General features: G+C 43.6%; 18 protein-coding genes, 1 riboswitch and 1 other annotated feature. Of the genes, 12 read left to right on the top strand and 6 right to left on the bottom strand.

All coding sequences use genetic code 11. The features are described from left to right. Nucleotides 1-32: 32 nt before the first annotated feature. The 3 genes from purB to mnmA form a co-directional block, all read right to left on the bottom strand. Nucleotides 33-1,403: an adenylosuccinate lyase gene (purB, locus tag A1QO_RS11445; RefSeq protein WP_017034898.1), complete on the bottom strand. Its 1,371-nt coding sequence runs from the start codon at nucleotides 1,401-1,403 to the stop codon at nucleotides 33-35. Nucleotides 1,404-1,609: 206 nt separating this feature from the next. After that, entirely contained in the window at nucleotides 1,610-2,227 is a 618-nt protein-coding gene (hflD, locus tag A1QO_RS11450; RefSeq protein WP_017034899.1) for a high frequency lysogenization protein HflD, read from the bottom strand. Between the two features lie 27 nt (nucleotides 2,228-2,254). Then, nucleotides 2,255-3,364, bottom strand: coding sequence for a tRNA 2-thiouridine(34) synthase MnmA (mnmA, locus tag A1QO_RS11455; RefSeq protein WP_017040622.1), 1,110 nt, complete (start codon nucleotides 3,362-3,364; stop codon nucleotides 2,255-2,257). Nucleotides 3,365-3,534: 170 nt separating this feature from the next. Between mnmA and A1QO_RS11460 the strand changes: the two genes are divergently transcribed. Next, a complete protein-coding gene (locus A1QO_RS11460) occupies nucleotides 3,535-3,804 on the top strand; it encodes a hypothetical protein (RefSeq protein WP_017034901.1) in 270 nt (89 codons plus the stop codon). Nucleotides 3,805-3,902: 98 nt separating this feature from the next. Further along, nucleotides 3,903-5,207, top strand: a complete 1,305-nt coding sequence (locus A1QO_RS11465) for an inosine/guanosine kinase (RefSeq protein WP_017034902.1) — start codon at nucleotides 3,903-3,905, stop codon at nucleotides 5,205-5,207. A 57-nt stretch (nucleotides 5,208-5,264) separates the two neighbouring features. Here the strand turns inward: A1QO_RS11465 and A1QO_RS11470 are convergent, their stop codons facing one another. After that, a complete protein-coding gene (locus A1QO_RS11470) occupies nucleotides 5,265-5,681 on the bottom strand; it encodes an H-NS family nucleoid-associated regulatory protein (protein ID WP_017034903.1) in 417 nt (138 codons plus the stop codon). Between the two features lie 376 nt (nucleotides 5,682-6,057). Then, a riboswitch (Lysine riboswitch) is annotated at nucleotides 6,058-6,239 on the top strand. 115 nt (nucleotides 6,240-6,354) lie between these two features. On the opposite strand from A1QO_RS11470, the gene A1QO_RS11475 reads away from it, so the two are divergent. The 9 genes from A1QO_RS11475 (at nucleotide 6,355) to hisIE (ending at nucleotide 15,472) form a co-directional block, all read left to right on the top strand. Next, entirely contained in the window at nucleotides 6,355-7,956 is a 1,602-nt protein-coding gene (locus A1QO_RS11475; RefSeq protein WP_017034904.1) for a Na+/H+ antiporter NhaC family protein, read from the top strand. A 175-nt stretch (nucleotides 7,957-8,131) separates the two neighbouring features. Further along, nucleotides 8,132-8,267, top strand: a sequence feature (His leader region). 53 nt (nucleotides 8,268-8,320) lie between these two features. Continuing rightward, complete coding sequence (gene hisG, locus A1QO_RS11480; RefSeq protein ID WP_017034905.1) at nucleotides 8,321-9,217, top strand: ATP phosphoribosyltransferase; 897 nt, start codon at nucleotides 8,321-8,323, stop codon at nucleotides 9,215-9,217. A 4-nt stretch (nucleotides 9,218-9,221) separates the two neighbouring features. Continuing rightward, a complete protein-coding gene (gene hisD, locus A1QO_RS11485; RefSeq protein WP_017041606.1) occupies nucleotides 9,222-10,520 on the top strand; it encodes a histidinol dehydrogenase in 1,299 nt (432 codons plus the stop codon). Further along, nucleotides 10,520-11,560: a histidinol-phosphate transaminase gene (gene hisC, locus A1QO_RS11490; RefSeq protein WP_017038970.1), complete on the top strand. Its 1,041-nt coding sequence runs from the start codon at nucleotides 10,520-10,522 to the stop codon at nucleotides 11,558-11,560. The genes hisD and hisC overlap by 1 nt, the downstream gene beginning before the upstream one ends. A gap of 53 nt (nucleotides 11,561-11,613) precedes the next feature. Further along, nucleotides 11,614-12,687, top strand: a complete 1,074-nt coding sequence (gene hisB, locus A1QO_RS11495) for a bifunctional histidinol-phosphatase/imidazoleglycerol-phosphate dehydratase HisB (RefSeq protein ID WP_017034908.1) — start codon at nucleotides 11,614-11,616, stop codon at nucleotides 12,685-12,687. A gap of 12 nt (nucleotides 12,688-12,699) precedes the next feature. After that, complete coding sequence (gene hisH / locus A1QO_RS11500; RefSeq protein WP_017034909.1) at nucleotides 12,700-13,314, top strand: imidazole glycerol phosphate synthase subunit HisH; 615 nt, start codon at nucleotides 12,700-12,702, stop codon at nucleotides 13,312-13,314. 33 nt (nucleotides 13,315-13,347) lie between these two features. Next, a complete protein-coding gene (hisA, locus tag A1QO_RS11505; RefSeq protein ID WP_017034910.1) occupies nucleotides 13,348-14,085 on the top strand; it encodes a 1-(5-phosphoribosyl)-5-[(5-phosphoribosylamino)methylideneamino]imidazole-4-carboxamide isomerase in 738 nt (245 codons plus the stop codon). Further along, entirely contained in the window at nucleotides 14,067-14,840 is a 774-nt protein-coding gene (hisF, locus tag A1QO_RS11510) for an imidazole glycerol phosphate synthase subunit HisF (RefSeq protein ID WP_017041607.1), read from the top strand. Before hisA ends, hisF begins: the two co-directional genes overlap by 19 nt. Then, nucleotides 14,837-15,472 carry a bifunctional phosphoribosyl-AMP cyclohydrolase/phosphoribosyl-ATP diphosphatase HisIE gene (gene hisIE / locus A1QO_RS11515; RefSeq protein WP_017041608.1) on the top strand — a complete coding sequence of 212 codons (636 nt, stop codon included), beginning with the start codon at nucleotides 14,837-14,839 and terminating at the stop codon, nucleotides 15,470-15,472. The genes hisF and hisIE overlap by 4 nt, the downstream gene beginning before the upstream one ends. Before the next feature lie 223 nt (nucleotides 15,473-15,695). Here hisIE and A1QO_RS11520 read toward each other — a convergent pair whose 3' ends face one another. Then, entirely contained in the window at nucleotides 15,696-16,376 is a 681-nt protein-coding gene (locus A1QO_RS11520; protein WP_017034913.1) for a pseudouridine synthase, read from the bottom strand. Nucleotides 16,377-16,665: 289 nt separating this feature from the next. On the opposite strand from A1QO_RS11520, the gene A1QO_RS11525 reads away from it, so the two are divergent. Further along, complete coding sequence (locus tag A1QO_RS11525; protein ID WP_017041609.1) at nucleotides 16,666-18,891, top strand: NADP-dependent isocitrate dehydrogenase; 2,226 nt, start codon at nucleotides 16,666-16,668, stop codon at nucleotides 18,889-18,891. Between the two features lie 98 nt (nucleotides 18,892-18,989). Here the strand turns inward: A1QO_RS11525 and cspD are convergent, their stop codons facing one another. Continuing rightward, nucleotides 18,990-19,211 carry a cold shock domain-containing protein CspD gene (gene cspD, locus A1QO_RS11530; protein ID WP_017034915.1) on the bottom strand — a complete coding sequence of 74 codons (222 nt, stop codon included), beginning with the start codon at nucleotides 19,209-19,211 and terminating at the stop codon, nucleotides 18,990-18,992. Nucleotides 19,212-19,213: the final 2 nt, after the last annotated feature.

Raw genomic sequence — 19,213 nt, forward strand, 5'->3', positions numbered from 1 at the left:
TTTTTGCCATGTTTACAATGGCAATGTGTCAGTTATAGCTTATCAGTTAGCTCAATGGCTTGACCGATGTAGTTAGCGGGTGTCATCTCTTTTAGACGCACTTTTTCAGCTTCAGGAAGCTCAAGGCCGTCAATAAAGTTACGCATAGCTTCACCATCGATTCGCTTACCACGAGTAAGCTCTTTAAGCTTTTCATAAGGCTTTTCAATGCCGTAGCGACGCATCACAGTTTGTACAGGCTCAGCAAGTACTTCCCAGTTCTTATCAAGATCTGCCAATAGTGCTTCACGGTTCACTTCTAGCTTACTAATACCTTTAAGCGTCGAAGTATAAGCAATGATTGCATAGCCAACACCCACACCTAGGTTACGCAATACCGTTGAATCGGTTAAGTCTCGTTGCCAGCGAGAAATAGGCAGCTTTTGAGATAGGTGGTTAAACATTGCGTTCGCTAGACCAAGGTTACCTTCCGAATTCTCAAAGTCGATAGGGTTTACTTTATGCGGCATCGTCGACGATCCGATTTCACCAGCGATGGTCTTCTGTTTGAAGTGACCAAGAGCAATATAGCCCCAAACATCACGATCAAAATCGATAAGAATCGTATTGAAACGTGCAATCGCATCGAATAGCTCAGCGATGTAATCGTGAGGTTCAATTTGAGTTGTGTATGGGTTCCATCTTACACCAAGAGATTCAGTGATGAACTCTTCGCTAAAATTGTGCCAATCCAGTTCAGGGTAAGCAGAAAGGTGCGCGTTGTAGTTGCCAACCGCGCCGTTTACTTTTGCAAGAATTTCAACATCAGCGATCTGCTTGTATTGACGCTCCATACGGTATGCAACGTTTGCCATCTCTTTACCCATTGTGCTTGGAGAGGCAGGTTGACCGTGCGTACGAGAAAGCAATGGAATGTCGCGGTATTCAACAGCCAGTGCTTTAATCGCGTCAATGATGTTTTTAATTTCAGGTAGGATAACCGTTTCACGCGCTTCTTTTAGCATTAGTGCGTGTGACGTGTTATTGATATCTTCTGAAGTACATGCAAAGTGGATGAACTCATTAACCGCATGAAGCTCTGCGTTGTCTGCGACTTTCTCTTTTAGAAAATATTCTACCGCTTTCACATCGTGGTTAGTCGTGCGTTCAATTTCTTTGATACGTGCTGCGTCTTCTTCGTTAAAGTTCGCTGCAATGTTATCTAGGAATTGATTCGCTTCTGCGCTAAACGCTGGAACTTCAGCAATACCTGCCGTTGCAGCAAGCTTTTGTAACCAACGAACTTCGACAATAGTGCGGTACTTTAGTAGTCCAAACTCACTAAAGATGCTGCGTAAAGCAATCGTCTTACTTCCGTAACGGCCATCTACCGGTGATACAGCAGTTAACGCTGACAAATCCATGGTGTTCTCCTGAATTGAGTTTCAAAATTTGTGTTTTCAAAACTTATGTTTCTAAATAATTGTGAGCTTTATACCAATAACTGCTCTTGTTGTCACGAATATTGCGCAATCGTTTGCGCGAAAGTTACATTGAGCGAATAGAGACAGTGAGTTGGCTAAAAAGTCAGCTCGCGATAGTTCGCAAGCTGTGTATATGTTCAGCCTGGCTACATTCTGGCTAATAGAATCTGAGCTTGTTCGACCATTTTCTTGCGACCAAAAATTAAGTGGCGACGTTTGCCCCCAACTTGACGCCAAAGAACCGCACTGCGTATACCCGACAACAATAATGCACGAACTTTGTGCTGGTTAGTCGTATGCTGCAAGACAGCTGGTGTTCCAGAAACCTGAATACGAGGGCCTATAGGACTAACCACATCCAGATAAACACTGGCTAGGTTACTGAGCATTTGGTCATCAAGCAGTTCAAAATGGTCCAACTGTCGCTCCAACATCTGTATACGATCACCGAGCTGAGACATAGCATCATTGCGTAAACTGAGTTTTTTCTCGAGAGCCATTAGGCTGATGATATAGCGAGTTACTTCGCTGCCCGCGGGTGTACTGTCGATTCCTTTTACCAAACACTGCAACCCAAGTTTTAGATCTTGCTCACTGCCGAACACATCTAAGGTACTATTGGGGCTGGTATTAATGACAGCATGCAGTGAGGTTTTAAAGGCATCGCTATCACACTCACCATCTTTGGCTACTTGTTGAACTAATGAAACAGCTTGGCATATACCAGCAAAGGCTATAGTACGGTCATACAGAGAATTCGCCACGTAGTAGTACTCCAGTTTACGAATTAGTTAAATACGTTGTTCGATAATACCGCCACCGAGGCAAACATTATCTGAATAAAAGACAGCGGATTGGCCAGGTGTGACAGCAACTTGGGGTTCGTCAAAAATGACTTTAATGTTTTCATCATCCATAGGGATAATGGTGCACTTAATGTCTATTTGACGATAGCGAGTCTTCACAGTGCAGGTGAGTGGCTCGGTGATCGTGTTTCTGTCTACCCAGTGAAGCTGTGATGCTATCAACCCTTGAGATTTTAGAAGAGGGTGATCGCCACCTTGTACCGCAATAAGAACGTTACGTTTCAGATCTTTTTCTGCTACATACCAAGGTTCTTCATTACCGCCGCCGCCTTTTTGGCCGCCAATGTGTAAGCCTTTTCTCTGGCCTAGGGTGTGATACATCAAACCTTGATGTTCGCCAATCACAGTGCCTTCTGGTGTCTCGATTTTACCTGGCTGAGCAGGTAGGTAACGCGATAAGAAATCGGTGAATTTTCGCTCGCCGATAAAGCAGATACCGGTAGAGTCTTTTTTCTTTGCAGTAATTAGCCCTTGCTCTTCAGCAATTCGACGCACTTCGGGTTTTTCTAGTTCGCCAACAGGGAAAAGGCTGCGGGCCACTTGCTCATGACTTAATGTATATAAGAAATAGCTCTGATCTTTATTGCTATCTAGGCCACGAAGCATTTGTGGTTTCCCTTCGCCTTCAGGAAAGGTACGGCTAACGTAATGGCCCATTGCAATATAATCAGCATCAAGCACGTCATCAGCAAAATCGAGGAATGCTTTAAATTTAATCTCTTTGTTACAAAGAATATCAGGGTTAGGGGTTCTTCCGGCTTTATATTCCTCTAGGAAGTACTCAAACACATTATCCCAATATTCTGCAGCAAAATTGATGGTATGCAGGTGTATCCCCAATTTGTCACAGACAGCTTGAGCATCAGCGAGATCTTCAGCCGCAGTACAATACTCTTCATTATCGTCTTCTTCCCAATTCTTCATGAACAAGCCTTCGACTTGATAACCTTGCTGCTGAAGAAGATACGCTGAAACGGATGAATCGACACCCCCAGACATTCCGACAATGACTTTCTTTTGGCTGTTGTTTGACATGACTTATTACCACTTACTATAACTGGTCGCAGATTCTAACAGAAACAGGAAAGCGGTGACAGTTTCTAGGCTAGAATCATAACGTCATTTGATGAAAAAAATCGTATTAATGTAGAAGTTATTTGCTCAGCTATGGCATAGTGCGACGAAACGAATAACGAGGCCATAAAATGTCTGAACAAAACGAATTCATGCAAGAAGAAGAGCTTATTCAAGTGATTGAGAATCAGCTTGAAGATGGAAATCCAATGAAGGTAAAAGAAACGCTGATGCGCCTGATGATGACAGGGACTTCACGTGATGATGCGGTTGCAATGATGGCATGTTGTATGTCGATAGAGATTTTTGATGTCATGAAAAATGAAGGCGAGTTCAATTTAAAACGTTATTCAGAGCATTTAGATCGTCTACCAGACCTGAGCTTTATGGAAGGTGAATAAATTTCATCATCGCAAACGTTTGCTATAATTAGCTAGATTGCCGCGTGTTATTGAGCGCGGTAGAATCCACCCTTCATCCTTAATACGAACTGTCGCTTATGAAATTCCCTGGTCAACGCAAATCCAAGCATTATTTTCCTGTTCACGCTCGTGATCCTTTAGTGAGTCAAGCTCAAGAAAGTAAAAAAATGTCACAAACCCATATTATTGGCATTGATCAAACGCTTGTTGATATCGAAGCGAAAGTAACCTCTGATCTTATTGAAGAATATAATTTGAGCAAAGGGCACTCATTAGTTATTGATGATGCAACCGCTGAAGCGCTATACAATCATTTAAAAAAAGAGCAGCTCATCACGAATGAACATGCTGGCGGAACCATTGGGAATACGCTGCATAATTATTCCGTGTTAGCCGATGACCGTTCTACTTTATTAGGGGTGATGAGCCAAGATATTAAAATTGGCAGTTATGGTTATCAATATTTATGCAATACGTCGAGCCGAATGGATCTTAATCATCTGCAAGGTGTTGATGGCGCAATAGGGCGATGTTTTGCTTTGATAACGGAAGATGGAGAACGGACTTTTGCAATCAGTGAAGGTCAAATGAATCAACTTCATCCAGACAGTATTCCTGAATCTATATTTAAAAATGCTTCAGCTCTGGTTATCACCGCTTATTTAGTTCGCTGTAAAGAGGGCGACCCAATGCCTCTAGCAACGATGAAAGCAATTGAGTATGCAAAGAAGAATAATGTCCCAGTCGTATTAACGTTAGGAACAAAATACGTTATTCAGAATGATCCTTTATTCTGGCAAGAATTTTTAAAAGAACATATTTCCGTTGTTGCAATGAATGAAGAAGAATCGGAAGCTTTAACCGGTGAACACGATCCTTTAGTCGCTGCAGATATTACTTTGAATTGGGTTGATTTAGTTTTATGTACGGCTGGCCCTGTTGGCTTATTTATGGCGGGCTATACGGAAGATGCGGCGAAACGAGAAACGTCGTTACCATTAATGCCAGGATCGATTGCTGAATTTAATCGATATGAGTTTAGCCGACCTGCAGCGAAATCTATGTGTGATAATCCGATTAAGGTGTATTCACATATAGCGCCATATATGGGCGGGCCAGAGAAAATTAAAAATACCAATGGGGCAGGAGATGCCGCCCTCTCTGCGTTACTGCATGATATGGCTGCTAACACATATCACCGTGAAAATATTCCAAACTCAAGTAAGCATGCTCATACATTTCTGACTTACTCATCGTTTTCACAAGTGTGTAAATATTCTAATAGAGCGAGCTATGAAGTATTAGCTCAGCATTCACCAAGATTATCGAAGGGTTTACCTGAAAGGGAAGACAGCTTAGAAGAATCTTATTGGGAACGATAAAAGAGAAAGGCTCCTTTAAAGGAGCCTTTTATATTTAATGATGTTTTAAAAACGAAATTAAAGTGCAAATTCTTCTAATGATTTACCCGCATCAAGCTGAGTTTGAATTGCAGAAGGTGTACGGCCTTGACCGGTCCAAGTCTTTTCTTCGCCATTAGTATCTACATACTTATATTTTGCAGGGCGAGGAGCACGTTTAGCTTTTACTTTACCCGTCTTAGTTTTTGTTTCGCCGGATAACGCAGAAATAAGCGCTTCAACATCAATACCGTCTTTTGAAATCTGTTCAGCAATAGCGGCCAGTTTTTGTTCTTGTTCCGCTTTAGCTGCACGCTCTTCAGCTTCAGCTTCGTTACGCTCTTGAACAACAATCGTTAATTTATCTAAGGCTTCTTCTAGTTGCTCTAAGGTTAATTCGCGAGCAAAGGCACGAAGGCTACGAATATTTAATAGTGTTTTTGATAGTTCCGACATGTCTATTCCTATGAAAATAAATTGTATTGGCTGATATTAATCTGCAAATAGATTTAACACAATAATGAAATCAAAATAAATACTAGCATATAAATAGATTATATATCGTCATATTAATGTAAATAGAGGTAATTGTTGTATCAGATATTAGAAAAAAGTTTGCCTTAATAGAAATAGTCGAACAGTTCACGTATTTCACGTGTTGCATAATAAAGCGCGTGGAGTGTTAGCACTGTTGGTGGATAAAATTTATTATTGATAGCTTATTTCGAGTTAAATATTGCAAAGAGGTGGTTTGTAAGTACAATAGAATCTTCTTTAAGTGTGAGGCCAGTTAAATTGTTGTTAATTTAAAGTAACGGCGGTTTTTTATGCCTTGCACGGTAGAGGCGCGAGATAGAAGAGTCGATGTTATTGGGGTGATGCCAATGAATAACATTAAAAGGCTATTTCGCCGAAGTGAAAGTGTGAAATCATCACCTTTTGCTGGGGGTGTACTCAATAGGTACATCACTGCCATAGTCTATAATTTTTACACTATGGAGCGCTACTGTAGAGTTAGGTTTTTGTCATTGTTAGCCTTTCACTTCGTTCAATGAAATTTCGATGAGTTACTATCACGAAATTTTTCTGCAGTAGATCTCTTGCCATTACTAACTGGTTTTTGAAGATCATGAATTTAATCGATTTTGCATCATCCCCTTTGTCACTCTTGCCTCCAATTGTGGCGTTAAGTCTTGCTATTATTACCCGCCGCGTTCTAATTTCGCTTGGTGTCGGCATCGTACTCGGTGCGTTGCTACTTACTGATTACTCCGCCACCGGCATGGCCGGGTACGTCGGTAAAACCGTATCAAGTGTCTTTATTGAAGACGGAAGCATTAACTCATGGAATATGAGTATCGTTGGTTTCTTGCTTTTATTAGGCATGATGACCGCTCTTTTAACCATGTCTGGCGGTACTCGAGCATTTGCCGAGTGGGCACAAACTCGTGTGAAGAGTAAACGCGGTTCTAAACTGCTAGCCGCCTGCTTAGGGGTATTCATCTTTATTGATGATTATTTTAACAGTTTGGCTGTGGGCGCTATTTCCCGGCCCGTCACTGATCGCTATTATGTTTCGCGCTCAAAACTTGCCTACATCCTCGACTCTACCGCCGCACCAATGTGTGTGTTGATGCCTGCATCAAGTTGGGGTGCTTACATCATGACGATTGTCGGTGGAATATTAATTTCTCACGGTGTCACTGAGTATTCAGCGATCGGTGCGTATGTGCGCATGATCCCAATGAACTTCTATGCGGTGTTTGCTCTCTTAATGGTATTTGCGGTTGTTTGGTTCCAGCTTGATGTGGGGCAAATGCGTAAACACGAAATTCAAGCATCTCAAGGCCGTGGGTTTGATGGGGATAAAGAAGCCGATCTACCACAAGCTCATGAACTAAATGAAGAGCTAGATATTCAAGAAAGTGAACACGGTAAGGTATCGGATCTGGTCCTACCGATTCTGTGTCTTATCGTCGCGACGGTTTCTGCCATGCTTTACACAGGTGGTTCTGCGCTTAAGGCGGACGGTCAAGCTTTCTCATTATTGGGGGCATTTGAAAATACCGACGTTGGTATGTCACTTATTTATGGTGGCATTACGGGTTTTGTTGTTGCGTTAGTGACTGTGCTAAAACAAAAAATGTCGCCTAGTGATATTGGTGTGACGCTTTGGATTGGTGCTAAGTCTATGTTTGGCGCAATTTTGATTCTTATTTTCGCATGGACGATTGGTACCGTTATTGGTGACATGAACACCGGTGCTTATTTATCTTCTCAGATTGAAGGTAGTATTAGCCCAATGTGGTTGCCGGTTATTTTATTCCTATTATCTGGCTTAATGGCTTTCTCCACGGGCACTTCTTGGGGCACGTTTGGCATTATGCTGCCTATAGCGGGTGATATGGCTGGCGCAACGGATGTTGCACTGATGCTACCGATGCTAAGCGCAGTGTTAGCTGGCTCTGTATTTGGTGATCACTGTTCTCCAATCTCAGATACGACTATTTTGTCATCAACGGGTGCTCGTTGTAATCATATTGACCATGTTGCCACGCAATTACCTTACGCACTGTCGGTTGCGTTGGTGTCGTGTATTGGCTTCATTGTGCTGGGTATTACCGCGTCGGTATTGTTCTCGTTCCTAGCGTCACTGATTACCTTTGTGTTGGTTTGTTTTGCAATGTCCGTGATTGCAAAATCAAAAGTAACAAGTTACCAAAACGCTTAGTTCTAACGACTTATCTATATAAAAGAAGGCTTAGGCCTTCTTTTTTTGTGGAAAGCAAATAAAAACTAAAAAGTACTAATTAAAGGTTGCAAATGATACATAGCTTAGTTAGTGTGGTTATCAACGAAGCAACATTAGCAGAGCCAATAAGTATGCGTTATATTACTATGAATATTCATCACCATCATCACCCTATCTAGTCTTTCGGGGAGATATACGCATACCCGGGAGGCAGAAGCTCCCGGAGGTGAAATTGGTAAAACAAGATTCAAACCCTCGGGAGACATGCAGTCTCCCGAGGGTTTTTTAGTTTTAAGCTTGAACGAAATTTAATAAATTCAACAATTTGTACAGGGAAGAAATAATGCAAACACAACGTCTAAGAATTGCTATTCAAAAGAAAGGTCGCTTGAGTAAAGAGTGCCAAGAGTTACTTAAGAAGTGTGGTGTGAAATTTATCGTGATGGGCGAACGCCTTGTTGTTCATTCACTGAATATGCCCATAGATCTGCTTCTTGTGCGTGATGATGATATTCCAGGCTTGATTATGGACGGTGTGGTTGATCTCGGTTTCATTGGTGAAAATGAACTTGAAGAAGTTCGCCTAGATCGCAAAGCACTGGGTAAACCTAACGAGTATGTAGCGTTACGACGTTTAGATTTTGGTGGCTGTCGCTTATCGATTGCTATCAATAAAGATGAAAAGTACAACGGCCCTCAAGATCTCGCCGGTAAGCGCATTGCAACCACATACCCTCAGCTATTAAAAGCGTTTATGGATGAGCAAGGTGTTGACTACAGTGCTTGTATGCTAACGGGATCGGTAGAAGTCGCTCCTCGCGCTGGCCTTTCCGATGCCATTGCCGATTTAGTCTCGACGGGGGCCACATTAGAAGCGAACGGATTAAAAGAAGCGGAAGTCATTTTCAAATCTAAAGCAACATTGATTCAACGCAACGGTGACTTTGATGCTGATAAGCAAGCACTTATCGATAAGTTATTGACCCGTATGCAAGGCGTCCAACAGGCGAAAGAGTCGAAGTACATCATGCTTCACGCCCCTGTATCGAAGCTAGAGCAAATTAAAGCGCTTCTCCCAGGAGCAGAAGATCCAACAGTATTGCCATTGTCCTCTGATACAGAGAAAGTCGCTGTTCACCTAGTGAGTACTGAGAACCTATTTTGGGAAACAATGGAACAGTTGAAGGAACTGGGTGCAAGCTCGATTCTTGTCCTTCCAATTGAAAAAATGATGGGGTAAGTCCATGAGAACAGTTGTTTGGCAATCATTAAGCGAATCTCAACAAGACTCGATATTGGAGCGTCCAGCCATTACAGAAGGCGCTAACATTACCGCCTCGGTATCAGACGTCATTGCAAATGTCCGCAACGAAGGCGATAAAGCGCTTAAAGAACTGACCCAAAAATTTGACGGCGTTGAATTGGATTCTATACGCGTATCAAGCGACGAAATCGAGTCAGCATCAGCGAAGCTTGGGGACGAAATAAAAGCTGCGCTTGAACAAGCGTATAGCAACATTGCAAAGTTCCATAAAGCACAAATACCTCAGCCATTGAGTGTCGAAACACAACCAGGTGTGGTTTGTGAGCAAGTAACACGGCCCATTAATACGGTTGGATTGTATATTCCAGGTGGCAGCGCGCCACTACCTTCAACAGTCTTAATGCTTGGGGTTCCCGCTCAAATAGCAGGATGCCGTAAAGTGGTTTTATGCTCTCCACCGCCTATTGCCGATGAAATTTTATATGTTGCGAAGCTATGTGGAATCGATGAAGTCTACAGCGTTGGTGGCGGTCAAGCGATTGCAGCGATGGCATATGGGACGGAAAGTATCACGAAAGTGGACAAAATATTCGGACCTGGAAATGCTTATGTAACAGAAGCGAAAAGGCAGGTGAGCAATGATTTTCGTGGTGCAGCGATAGATATGCCTGCAGGCCCGTCAGAAGTATTAGTTCTAGCCGATGAGACAGCAGACGCTGACTTTATTGCGGCAGACCTACTTAGCCAAGCTGAACATGGTCCAGATTCACAAGTCGTATTAGTGACACCATCGGCGGTAATCGCAGACCAAGTGACCGATGCGGTCCAGCGACAATTAAAAGAACTATCGCGCGCAGATATTGCCCAAAAGGCATTAGCATCGAGCTTGGTGATTATTGCTGACTCGGTGACACAAGCGATATCTATTTCAAATTACTATGGTCCAGAGCACTTGATTGTTCAAACGAAAAGCCCGCGTGAGTTGTTGCCGTTGCTTGATAATGCAGGTTCGATTTTCTTAGGTGACTGGTCTCCTGAATCTGCCGGTGATTATGCGTCTGGAACGAACCACGTATTACCAACGTATGGCTATACCAAAACGTATTCAAGCTTGGGCTTAGCCGATTTCTCGAAGAGAATGACGGTTCAAGAGCTCACTGCAGATGGACTTAAGCTACTGGCTCCAACCGTTGTGATAATGGCGGAAGCGGAAGGCTTAGATGCGCACAAACGCGCGGTAACTATTCGCATTGAAAAATTGGCGCAAGGAGAAAGCTGATGGAAAAGCTCGCTCGCAAGCAAGTTCAGGCTTTAACGCCTTATTTGTCAGCAAGACGTATTGGTGGCACTGGGGATGTTTGGCTTAATGCCAATGAATCTCCATTTAATAATGAATACAAAACAGATTTTGCTCGATTGAACCGTTACAGCGAATGCCAGCCAAAGGCTTTGATACAAGCTTATGCTGATTACGCGAATGTGACTGCTGAGCAAACGCTGACAACCAGGGGTGCAGATGAAGGAATTGAGCTTTTAATTCGCGCCTTCTGTGAACCAAATGAAGACGCCATTCTATACTGCCCACCAACGTATGGGATGTATGCGATCAGTGCTGAAACCATTGGCGTGGAGAGAAAGGTCGTCCCTCTTACTTCCGATTGGCAATTGGATCTTGAGGGCATCAAACAAAACTTAGACAAGGTAAAGCTCGTTTTCGTATGCAGCCCTAACAATCCAACCGGTAACTTAGTTAGAAGGGAAGATATTGTTTCTTTGCTTGAAATGACCAAAGATCGCGCCATTGTTGTCATGGATGAAGCGTATATCGATTTTTGCCCTGAGGCGTCAACGGTTGATTTGTTAGCTCAATATCCAAATTTGGCGATATTACGTACCTTATCTAAGGCTTTTGCATTGGCTGGATTACGTTGCGGTTTTACACTCGCTAACAAAGAAATCATCGACGTACTTCTTAAGGTTATCGCGCCTTATCCGGTGCCGATTCCTGTGGCTGAAATTGCACAACAAGCGTTATCAGAAACTGGGCTCGCTCGAGCGAAATATCAAGTCCTTGATTTAAGTGCGAACAGAGCGTATTTGCAGGCTGGCTTATCGGTCTTGCCTCAACTTACGGTCTTTGAGGGCTGGGGCAATTATTTATTGGTGAAATTCCAAGATGGTGATGCTCTATTCAAAGCCGCTTGGGACAGTGGCATCATATTAAGAAACTCTCCAATCGAAAATTGCGTTCGTATCAGTATTGGTAATCGTGAAGAGTGTGAGAAAACACTGGGTTTTATTAGAAATTACTACGCTTAGGTATTTTAGGGCAAAGCCTATTTGCCTAAACTATTTTTTAAAAGGAAGTTCGTGTGAGTAAGCAACAGAAAATATTATTTATTGACCGTGATGGCACCTTAATTGTTGAGCCTCCGATCGATTTCCAAGTAGACCGCTTAGATAAGTTGAAATTGGAACCGTTCGTCATTCCTAGCCTGCTATCACTTCAAGCAGCGGGTTACCGCCTTGTTATGGTGACTAACCAAGATGGCTTAGGAACAGATAGCTACCCGCAAGCTGACTTTGATGCACCGCAAAATATGATGATGGAGATCTTCGAATCTCAAGGCGTTATTTTTGACGACGTGCTAATTTGCCCACACTTTGATGAAGATAATTGCTCTTGCCGTAAGCCTAAGCTAGGTATGGTGAAAGAGTATCTTCAGGGTGGCAAAGTCGATTTCGCTCAATCCGTGGTCATAGGTGACAGAGAAACAGACTTGCAGCTCGCTGAAAACATGGCGATTCGTGGTATTCAGTACAACCCTGAGACAATGGGTTGGAAACAGATCCTGAAAGACTTGACGGTCAATGCGCGTACTGCAAAAGTCGTTCGTACTACCAAAGAAACCGATATTAATGTGTTCGTTAATCTGGATGAAACCGGTGGAAACAGCATTGATACTGGGATGGGCTTTTTTGACCATATGCTGGATCAAATCGCCACTCACGGCGGCTTTCAATTAAAGCTGGATGTCAAAGGCGACCTTCACATTGACGATCACCACACTATCGAAGATACCGCTCTTGCCCTTGGTGAAGCGCTTAGAGAAGCCTTAGGTGACAAACGAGGCATTGGGCGTTTTGGCTTTAGTTTGCCTATGGATGAGTGTCTAGCGCAATGTGCCCTGGATCTGTCTGGGCGTCCTTACCTTAAATTTGATGCCAAGTTCTCAAGAGAGCAAGTTGGTGATTTGTCGACAGAAATGGTGGTTCATTTCTTCCGCTCACTCACTGATACATTAGCGTGTACGTTGCACTTATCCTCGGCTGGTGACAACGATCACCACATTATTGAGAGCCTGTTTAAAGCGTTTGGTCGCACGGTTCGCCAAGCGATTAAAGTGGAAGGAACGGAACTACCGAGCAGTAAAGGCGTACTTTAATAAGGAAGTATTATGAGCGATCAGAAAGTCGTCATTATTGATACAGGATGTGCGAACGTCTCTTCAGTGAAATTTGCCATCGAGCGGTTGGGCTACAAGGTTACGATTTCAAAGCAACCAGAAGTGGTGTTGGCCGCTGATAAGCTGTTTCTACCGGGGGTGGGAACCGCAAGCGAAGCAATGAAAAACTTGCAAGAACGCGATCTCATTGAACTGGTTAAAAAAGTGGATAAACCACTGCTAGGTATATGCCTAGGCATGCAGCTTTTGGGCCGTGCTTCCCAGGAGAAAGGTCAAAAAGCGGATCAAATTGTCGAGTGTTTAGGTCTGTGTGAAGGCGAAGTTAAACGCTTACAAACCGGCGATTTACCGCTGCCTCATATGGGGTGGAATACCGTTCAAGCGACACCTGATCACCCGCTGTTTAAAGGTATAGAAACGAACGAGTATTTTTACTTTGTCCATAGTTTTGCGATGCCAGTAGGTGAATACACGATTGGGCAATGTGACTACGGAACTCCATTTACGGCGGCACTTCAAAGTGGCAATTATTATGGCGTTCAATTTCACCCAGAACGTTCAAGCAAAGCCGGTTCGAAACTCATTCAAAATTTCTTAGAACTGTAGTGACCGTTCTGAGCGTAGGAAAAGGAATTTATCGTGATTATTCCAGCATTAGATTTAATAGAAGGCCAGGTTGTTCGCCTATTTCAAGGTGACTATGGTCAAGTGACAGAATACAAAGTCGATCCTGCTGAGCAGTTCAATCTCTACCACCAAGCCGGTGGTAATTGGTTGCATTTAGTGGATTTAACGGGCGCCAAAGATACCTCAGCACGACAACTAGATTTGATTGCTAAGTTATTGGCGAGCACACCAGCCAATATTCAAATCGGTGGTGGTGTCAGAACCGAGCAAGATGTGGTTGATTTGCTAGAAGCGGGGGCTCAGCGGGTTGTCGTAGGCTCTACAGCCGTCAAGCAGCCTGAACTGGTCAAAGGCTGGATGGAAAAGTACGGCGCAGAAAAAATTGTTCTCGCATTGGACATTAATATCGATGAACAAGGCGTTAGGCGAGTGGCTATTTCAGGTTGGCAGGAAGATTCAGGAGTGACCATTGAAGCACTGGTTGATGATTACCTGACTGTGGGCTTGAAGCATGTGCTGTGTACCGACATTTCTCGAGACGGCACGTTAGAGGGCTCCAATGTTGAGCTGTATATCGATCTGTGTAAGCAATATCCACAAGTCCAGTTTCAGTCATCTGGTGGTATTGGCAGCCTAGCTGACATTGAAGCACTCAAAGGCAGTGGCGTATCTGGCGTGATTGTGGGACGAGCACTACTTGATGGTAAGTTTACCGCAGAGGAGGCATTTGCATGTTGGCAAAGCGAATAATTCCCTGCCTCGATGTTCGTGACGGGCAAGTGGTAAAAGGTGTTCAGTTTCGTAACCACGAGATCATCGGTGATATCGTTCCATTGGCTCAGCGTTATGCTGAAGAAGGGGCTGATGAGTTGGTATTTTATGACATCACCGCATCAAGTGATGGCCGTGTTGTGGATAAGAGCTGGGTCGCCCGCGTGGCAGAGGTGATTGATATCCCTTTCTGTGTCGCTGGTGGAATTAAATCTGCTGAAGACGCGGCCCGTATTTTAGAGTTTGGAGCGGATAAAGTGTCAATCAACTCACCAGCACTGGCAAACCCTCAGTTGATCACTGACCTCGCCGATAAATTTGGTGTGCAGTGTATTGTTGTGGGTATCGATTCATACTACGACAAAGACACGGGTAAGTATCAGGTTTATCAGTTTACGGGTGATGAAGAGCGAACCAAAGCCACAAGCTGGGAAACAATAGATTGGGTTCAAGAAGTGCAAAAACGAGGCGCGGGTGAAATCGTACTGAATATGATGAACCAAGATGGCGTGCGTAATGGCTACGATATCGAGCAATTGAATATGGTACGCGAAGTCTGCCATGTGCCTCTCATCGCTTCTGGTGGTGCTGGTGCAATGGAGCATTTTGCACAAGCGTATAAACAAACGAATGTCGATGGAGCGCTTGCTGCATCGGTATTTCATAAGCAAGTCATCAATATTGGTGAACTGAAGCAATATTTAAACGCAGAAGGTATAGAGGTACGAGTATGAGTTTTAATGTATCGAAGATAAATGATCTTTCTGAAAGAATAGACTGGAATAAAGTCGATGGTTTGGTTCCTGCTGTTGTGCAAGACTTTACCTCAGGGCAAGTCTTGATGATGGGCTACATGAATCAGGCAGCGCTTGATAAAACAGAAGAAACTCAGCAGGTTACATTTTTCTCAAGAACCAAAGAGCGCCTTTGGACCAAAGGTGAAACATCAGGGAACGTTCTTCAATTGGTGAATATTTCCCTTGATTGCGATAATGACACGCTTCTTGTCAAGGCCAATCCCATTGGTCCTACGTGTCACACCGGTACCACAACATGTTGGGATGCGGATAAGCAAGAAGAGTCTCAAATGGTGTGGCTTCATCAACTTGAGCAGCTATTGGCTGCCCGCAAGGACGCCGATCCAGAATCCTCTTATACCGCCAGTCTCTATGCTCGTGGTACAAAGCGTATTTCGCAGAAAGTCGGCGAAGAAGGCGTTGAAGTCGCGCTTGCGGCAACGTCGGGTGACAAGGCGGAGTTAGTTTGTGAATCTGCTGATCTTATTTACCATTTGATGGTGCTACTGCAAGATCAAGGTTTATCAATGAATGATGTTGTCAATAAGCTAAAAGAGCGTCATAAATAGCCCCAGGTTTGGATGTGTCGCCGACTCGTTTCTATAGATAGTAATAGCGGTGGGGACAATATCAGTGAATAACTATCGTGTTTAATAACCCATAGTGGCGAATAAACACAGTGGTGTATAACAAAAAGGTCAGCAATGGGTGCTGACCTTTTTTATCGAAGGGTGATGTTCTGCGATAGAAACAACCCCCACACCGCTTTAACTATCATGAGGTTACGGAAACCTACAGTGTGATTTCTTTCCATTGACCGGGTTGAAGATCAGCAAGTTCGACGTTGCCCATTGAGTAACGAATGAGCCGCAGAGTAGGGTGACCGATATGTGCTGTCATTCGTCGGACCTGACGGTTCTTTCCTTCAATGATGGTGATTGATAACCATGTTGTCGGGATCTTTGCTCGAACCCTAACTGGCGGCGTTCTTTCCCAAACGGTAGGCGCTTCGATTATCTGGATTTCAGCAGGAAGGGTAAGACCATCTTTCAGTTCGACGCCATCCCTGAGTTGTTGGAGTGACGCCTCACTAGGGGTACCATCAACTTGAACCCAATAAGTTTTAGGCGATTTAGAACTTGGTTGGGTCAATCGTGCCTGCAATATTCCATCATTGGTTAAAATCATCAGACCTTCACTATCACGATCGAGGCGTCCTGCGGCATAGACTTCTTTGACTGGAATATAATCCGCTAACGTTTTTCTGCCATCACCATCGGTAAATTGGCTAAGTGTATCGAACGGCTTATTGAATACGATGACTTTACGATCTTCTGGATTGACCCGTTTCACTTTGCTTGTGTCATTTCTGCGACTTGCTCGTCGACCTTTTGAAGTGTCACCTTGTTTAAAATGTGGGCGAGAGCCTGTTGAAGAACGTTGGCCCTGCTTATGACGAGAACGCGGCTGCATGTTAACTACCTTGCAAAAATGTGAATAAAGTGTGGTAAAAAGTTTTTCCGTATCTGTAAATAAGCTATCATTTGCGCGCCCAAAAACATAATAACGCTCAAGATAATAGACTATTATCGCGATTTTGTTTAATTATAAGTATCAGCACTCAAGGACTTAGGATACGACTGCTCAACAAGACTATCTTAAGAAGTTTAAAAGAGTGATAAAATCGCATCAATTAGGATGCGGACATTCACACAGCATTATTGAGACCAATAGTGGCTGTTTAGAACAATAGGGAAATTTCATGCCTACAGAAAAACCTACCATCATTTATACGATTACCGATGAAGCGCCAGCGCTAGCAACTTATTCATTATTACCAATCATTCAATCTTTCACAGCTTCTTCTGGCATCAATGTAGACACACGTGATATCTCATTAGCAGGGCGCATCATTGCAAACTTCCCTGAGCATCTAAAAGAAGAGCAGCGCATAGGCGATGCATTGACGGAACTTGGTGAGCTAGCGAATACGCCAGAAGCCAATATCATTAAATTACCGAACATTTCAGCGTCAGTACCTCAGTTGATTGCAGCGATTGAAGAGCTTCAATCTAAAGGCTACGATCTTCCTAACTACCCTGAAGAACCAAGCAATGACGAACAAGAAGCGATCAAAGCGACTTATGACAAAATTAAAGGCAGTGCAGTAAACCCTGTATTGCGTGAAGGTAACTCTGATCGCCGTGCTCCGCTTTCGGTGAAGAATTATGCGAAGAAGAACCCGCATTCAATGGGTGCCTGGTCACCGGATTCGCAATCACATGTATCAAGCATGTCTGAGAAGGACTTCTTTGGTAGCGAAAAATCAGTCACTGTAAGCGGTGACACAGAAGTCAAAATCGAATTCGTTGCTCAAGATGGTTCAGTAAAAGTGCTGAACAAACCTTTCGCAATCCTTGATAAAGAAATCATCGACTGTTCTGTTTTAAACAAAGCAGCGTTAGTGGATTTCTTTGCTAAAGAGATTGCTGATGCGAAGAAGCAAGATGTTTTGTTGTCGTTGCACTTAAAAGCAACAATGATGAAAGTGTCCGATCCAATCATCTTTGGCCACGCCGTTAAAGTGTATTACAAAGACGTGTTCGACAAGTACGGTGAGACCTTCGAGCAACTAGGCGTAGATGTGAACAACGGCCTAGGTGATGTTTACTCAAAGATTGCGTCACTTCCACAAGCTCAAAGAGAAGAAATTGAAGCGGCTATTCTTGCCGTTTACGAAACTCAACCGGCACTTGCGATGGTCGATTCCGATCGTGGTATTACTAACCTTCATGTCCCAAGTGATGTCATTGTGGATGCGTCAATGCCTGCAATGTTACGTTCTTCAGGTCAAATGTGGGGTCCAGATGGCAAGCAGAAAGACACCAAGGCACTGATTCCAGATCGTAGCTACGCTAGTATCTATCAAGCAGTCATCGATTTCTGTAAGAAAAACGGTGCTTTTGATCCAACCACTATGGGCAGCGTACCAAACGTTGGCCTAATGGCGCAAAAAGCAGAAGAATACGGTTCTCATGACAAAACGTTTACCCTAGACGCACAGGGCACAGTCCGTGTTGTGGATGCTTCAGGCGCGACATTGTTAGAGCAACCTGTGGAAGAAGGCGATATCTTCCGCATGTGCCAAGTGAAAGATGCCCCTATTCAAGATTGGGTTAAACTAGCCGTTACTCGCGCTCGTGCGACTGGCGTACCGGCGGTATTTTGGTTAGATAAGAATCGAGCACACGATGCGCAACTTATCGAAAAAGTAAATGCTTACTTACCTGACCATGATGTGAGCGGCCTAGACATAAAGATCCTAGCACCACTTGAAGCGTGTCAATTCTCATTAGAGCGCATTAAAGAGGGATTAGATACGATCTCTGTGACAGGAAACGTATTGCGTGACTACTTAACCGATCTTTTCCCAATTCTTGAACTGGGTACATCGGCGAAAATGCTGTCGGTGGTTCCACTGATGAATGGTGGCGGTTTGTTTGAAACGGGTGCCGGTGGTTCAGCTCCTAAACACGTTCAACAGGTTGAAAAAGAAAATCACTTACGTTGGGACTCATTGGGCGAATTCTTAGCGCTTGCTGCATCGTTAGAACACCTAAGCACGGTTACTGGAAATGCTAAAGCACAAGTCCTAGCTGATGCGCTAGATAAAGCAACAGGTGAGTTTTTAGATGAAAACAAATCACCTTCACGTAAAGTGAATCAACTTGATAACCGTGGTAGTCATTACTACCTAGCGGCATACTGGGCTAAGGCGTTGGCAACACAAAGTGTCGATGCAGATCTAGCAGCAGAATTTGCACCAATTGCAAAAGCGCTAGCTGATAACGAGTCAACTATCGTTACTGAACTCAATGAAGCACAAGGTGTGGCGGGTGATTTAGGTGGATATTACGCGCTTGATGATGAAAAAGTGTCAGCGTTAATGCGACCAAGCCAAACACTAAACAGTGTAATCGATGCATAATATAGATCATTCTCACCATTTTTGATGGTGGGAAAGGCATTAATAAAAACAACCCCGCTAGTTATAGCGGGGTTTTTATATTCTTGGCGTCTTAATATTTATTTAGCCATTTGAGCTTCAATCGGCACGACGGAGCTAGCATGGTAGCCTTTAGGTCCTTGCTCAATTTCATAGGCGACTTGTTGACCCGCTTTGAGCGTACGATAGCCATCCATCTTAATTGTTGAGTAGTGAGCAAAAATATCCCCGTCTTCACCCTCTGGACAGATAAAACCAAATCCTTTGGCATTGTTAAACCATTTTACTGTACCTGTAGCCATGC

The organism is Vibrio genomosp. F10 str. ZF-129, from assembly GCF_000287055.2.
GTDB lineage: Bacteria > Pseudomonadota > Gammaproteobacteria > Enterobacterales > Vibrionaceae > Vibrio.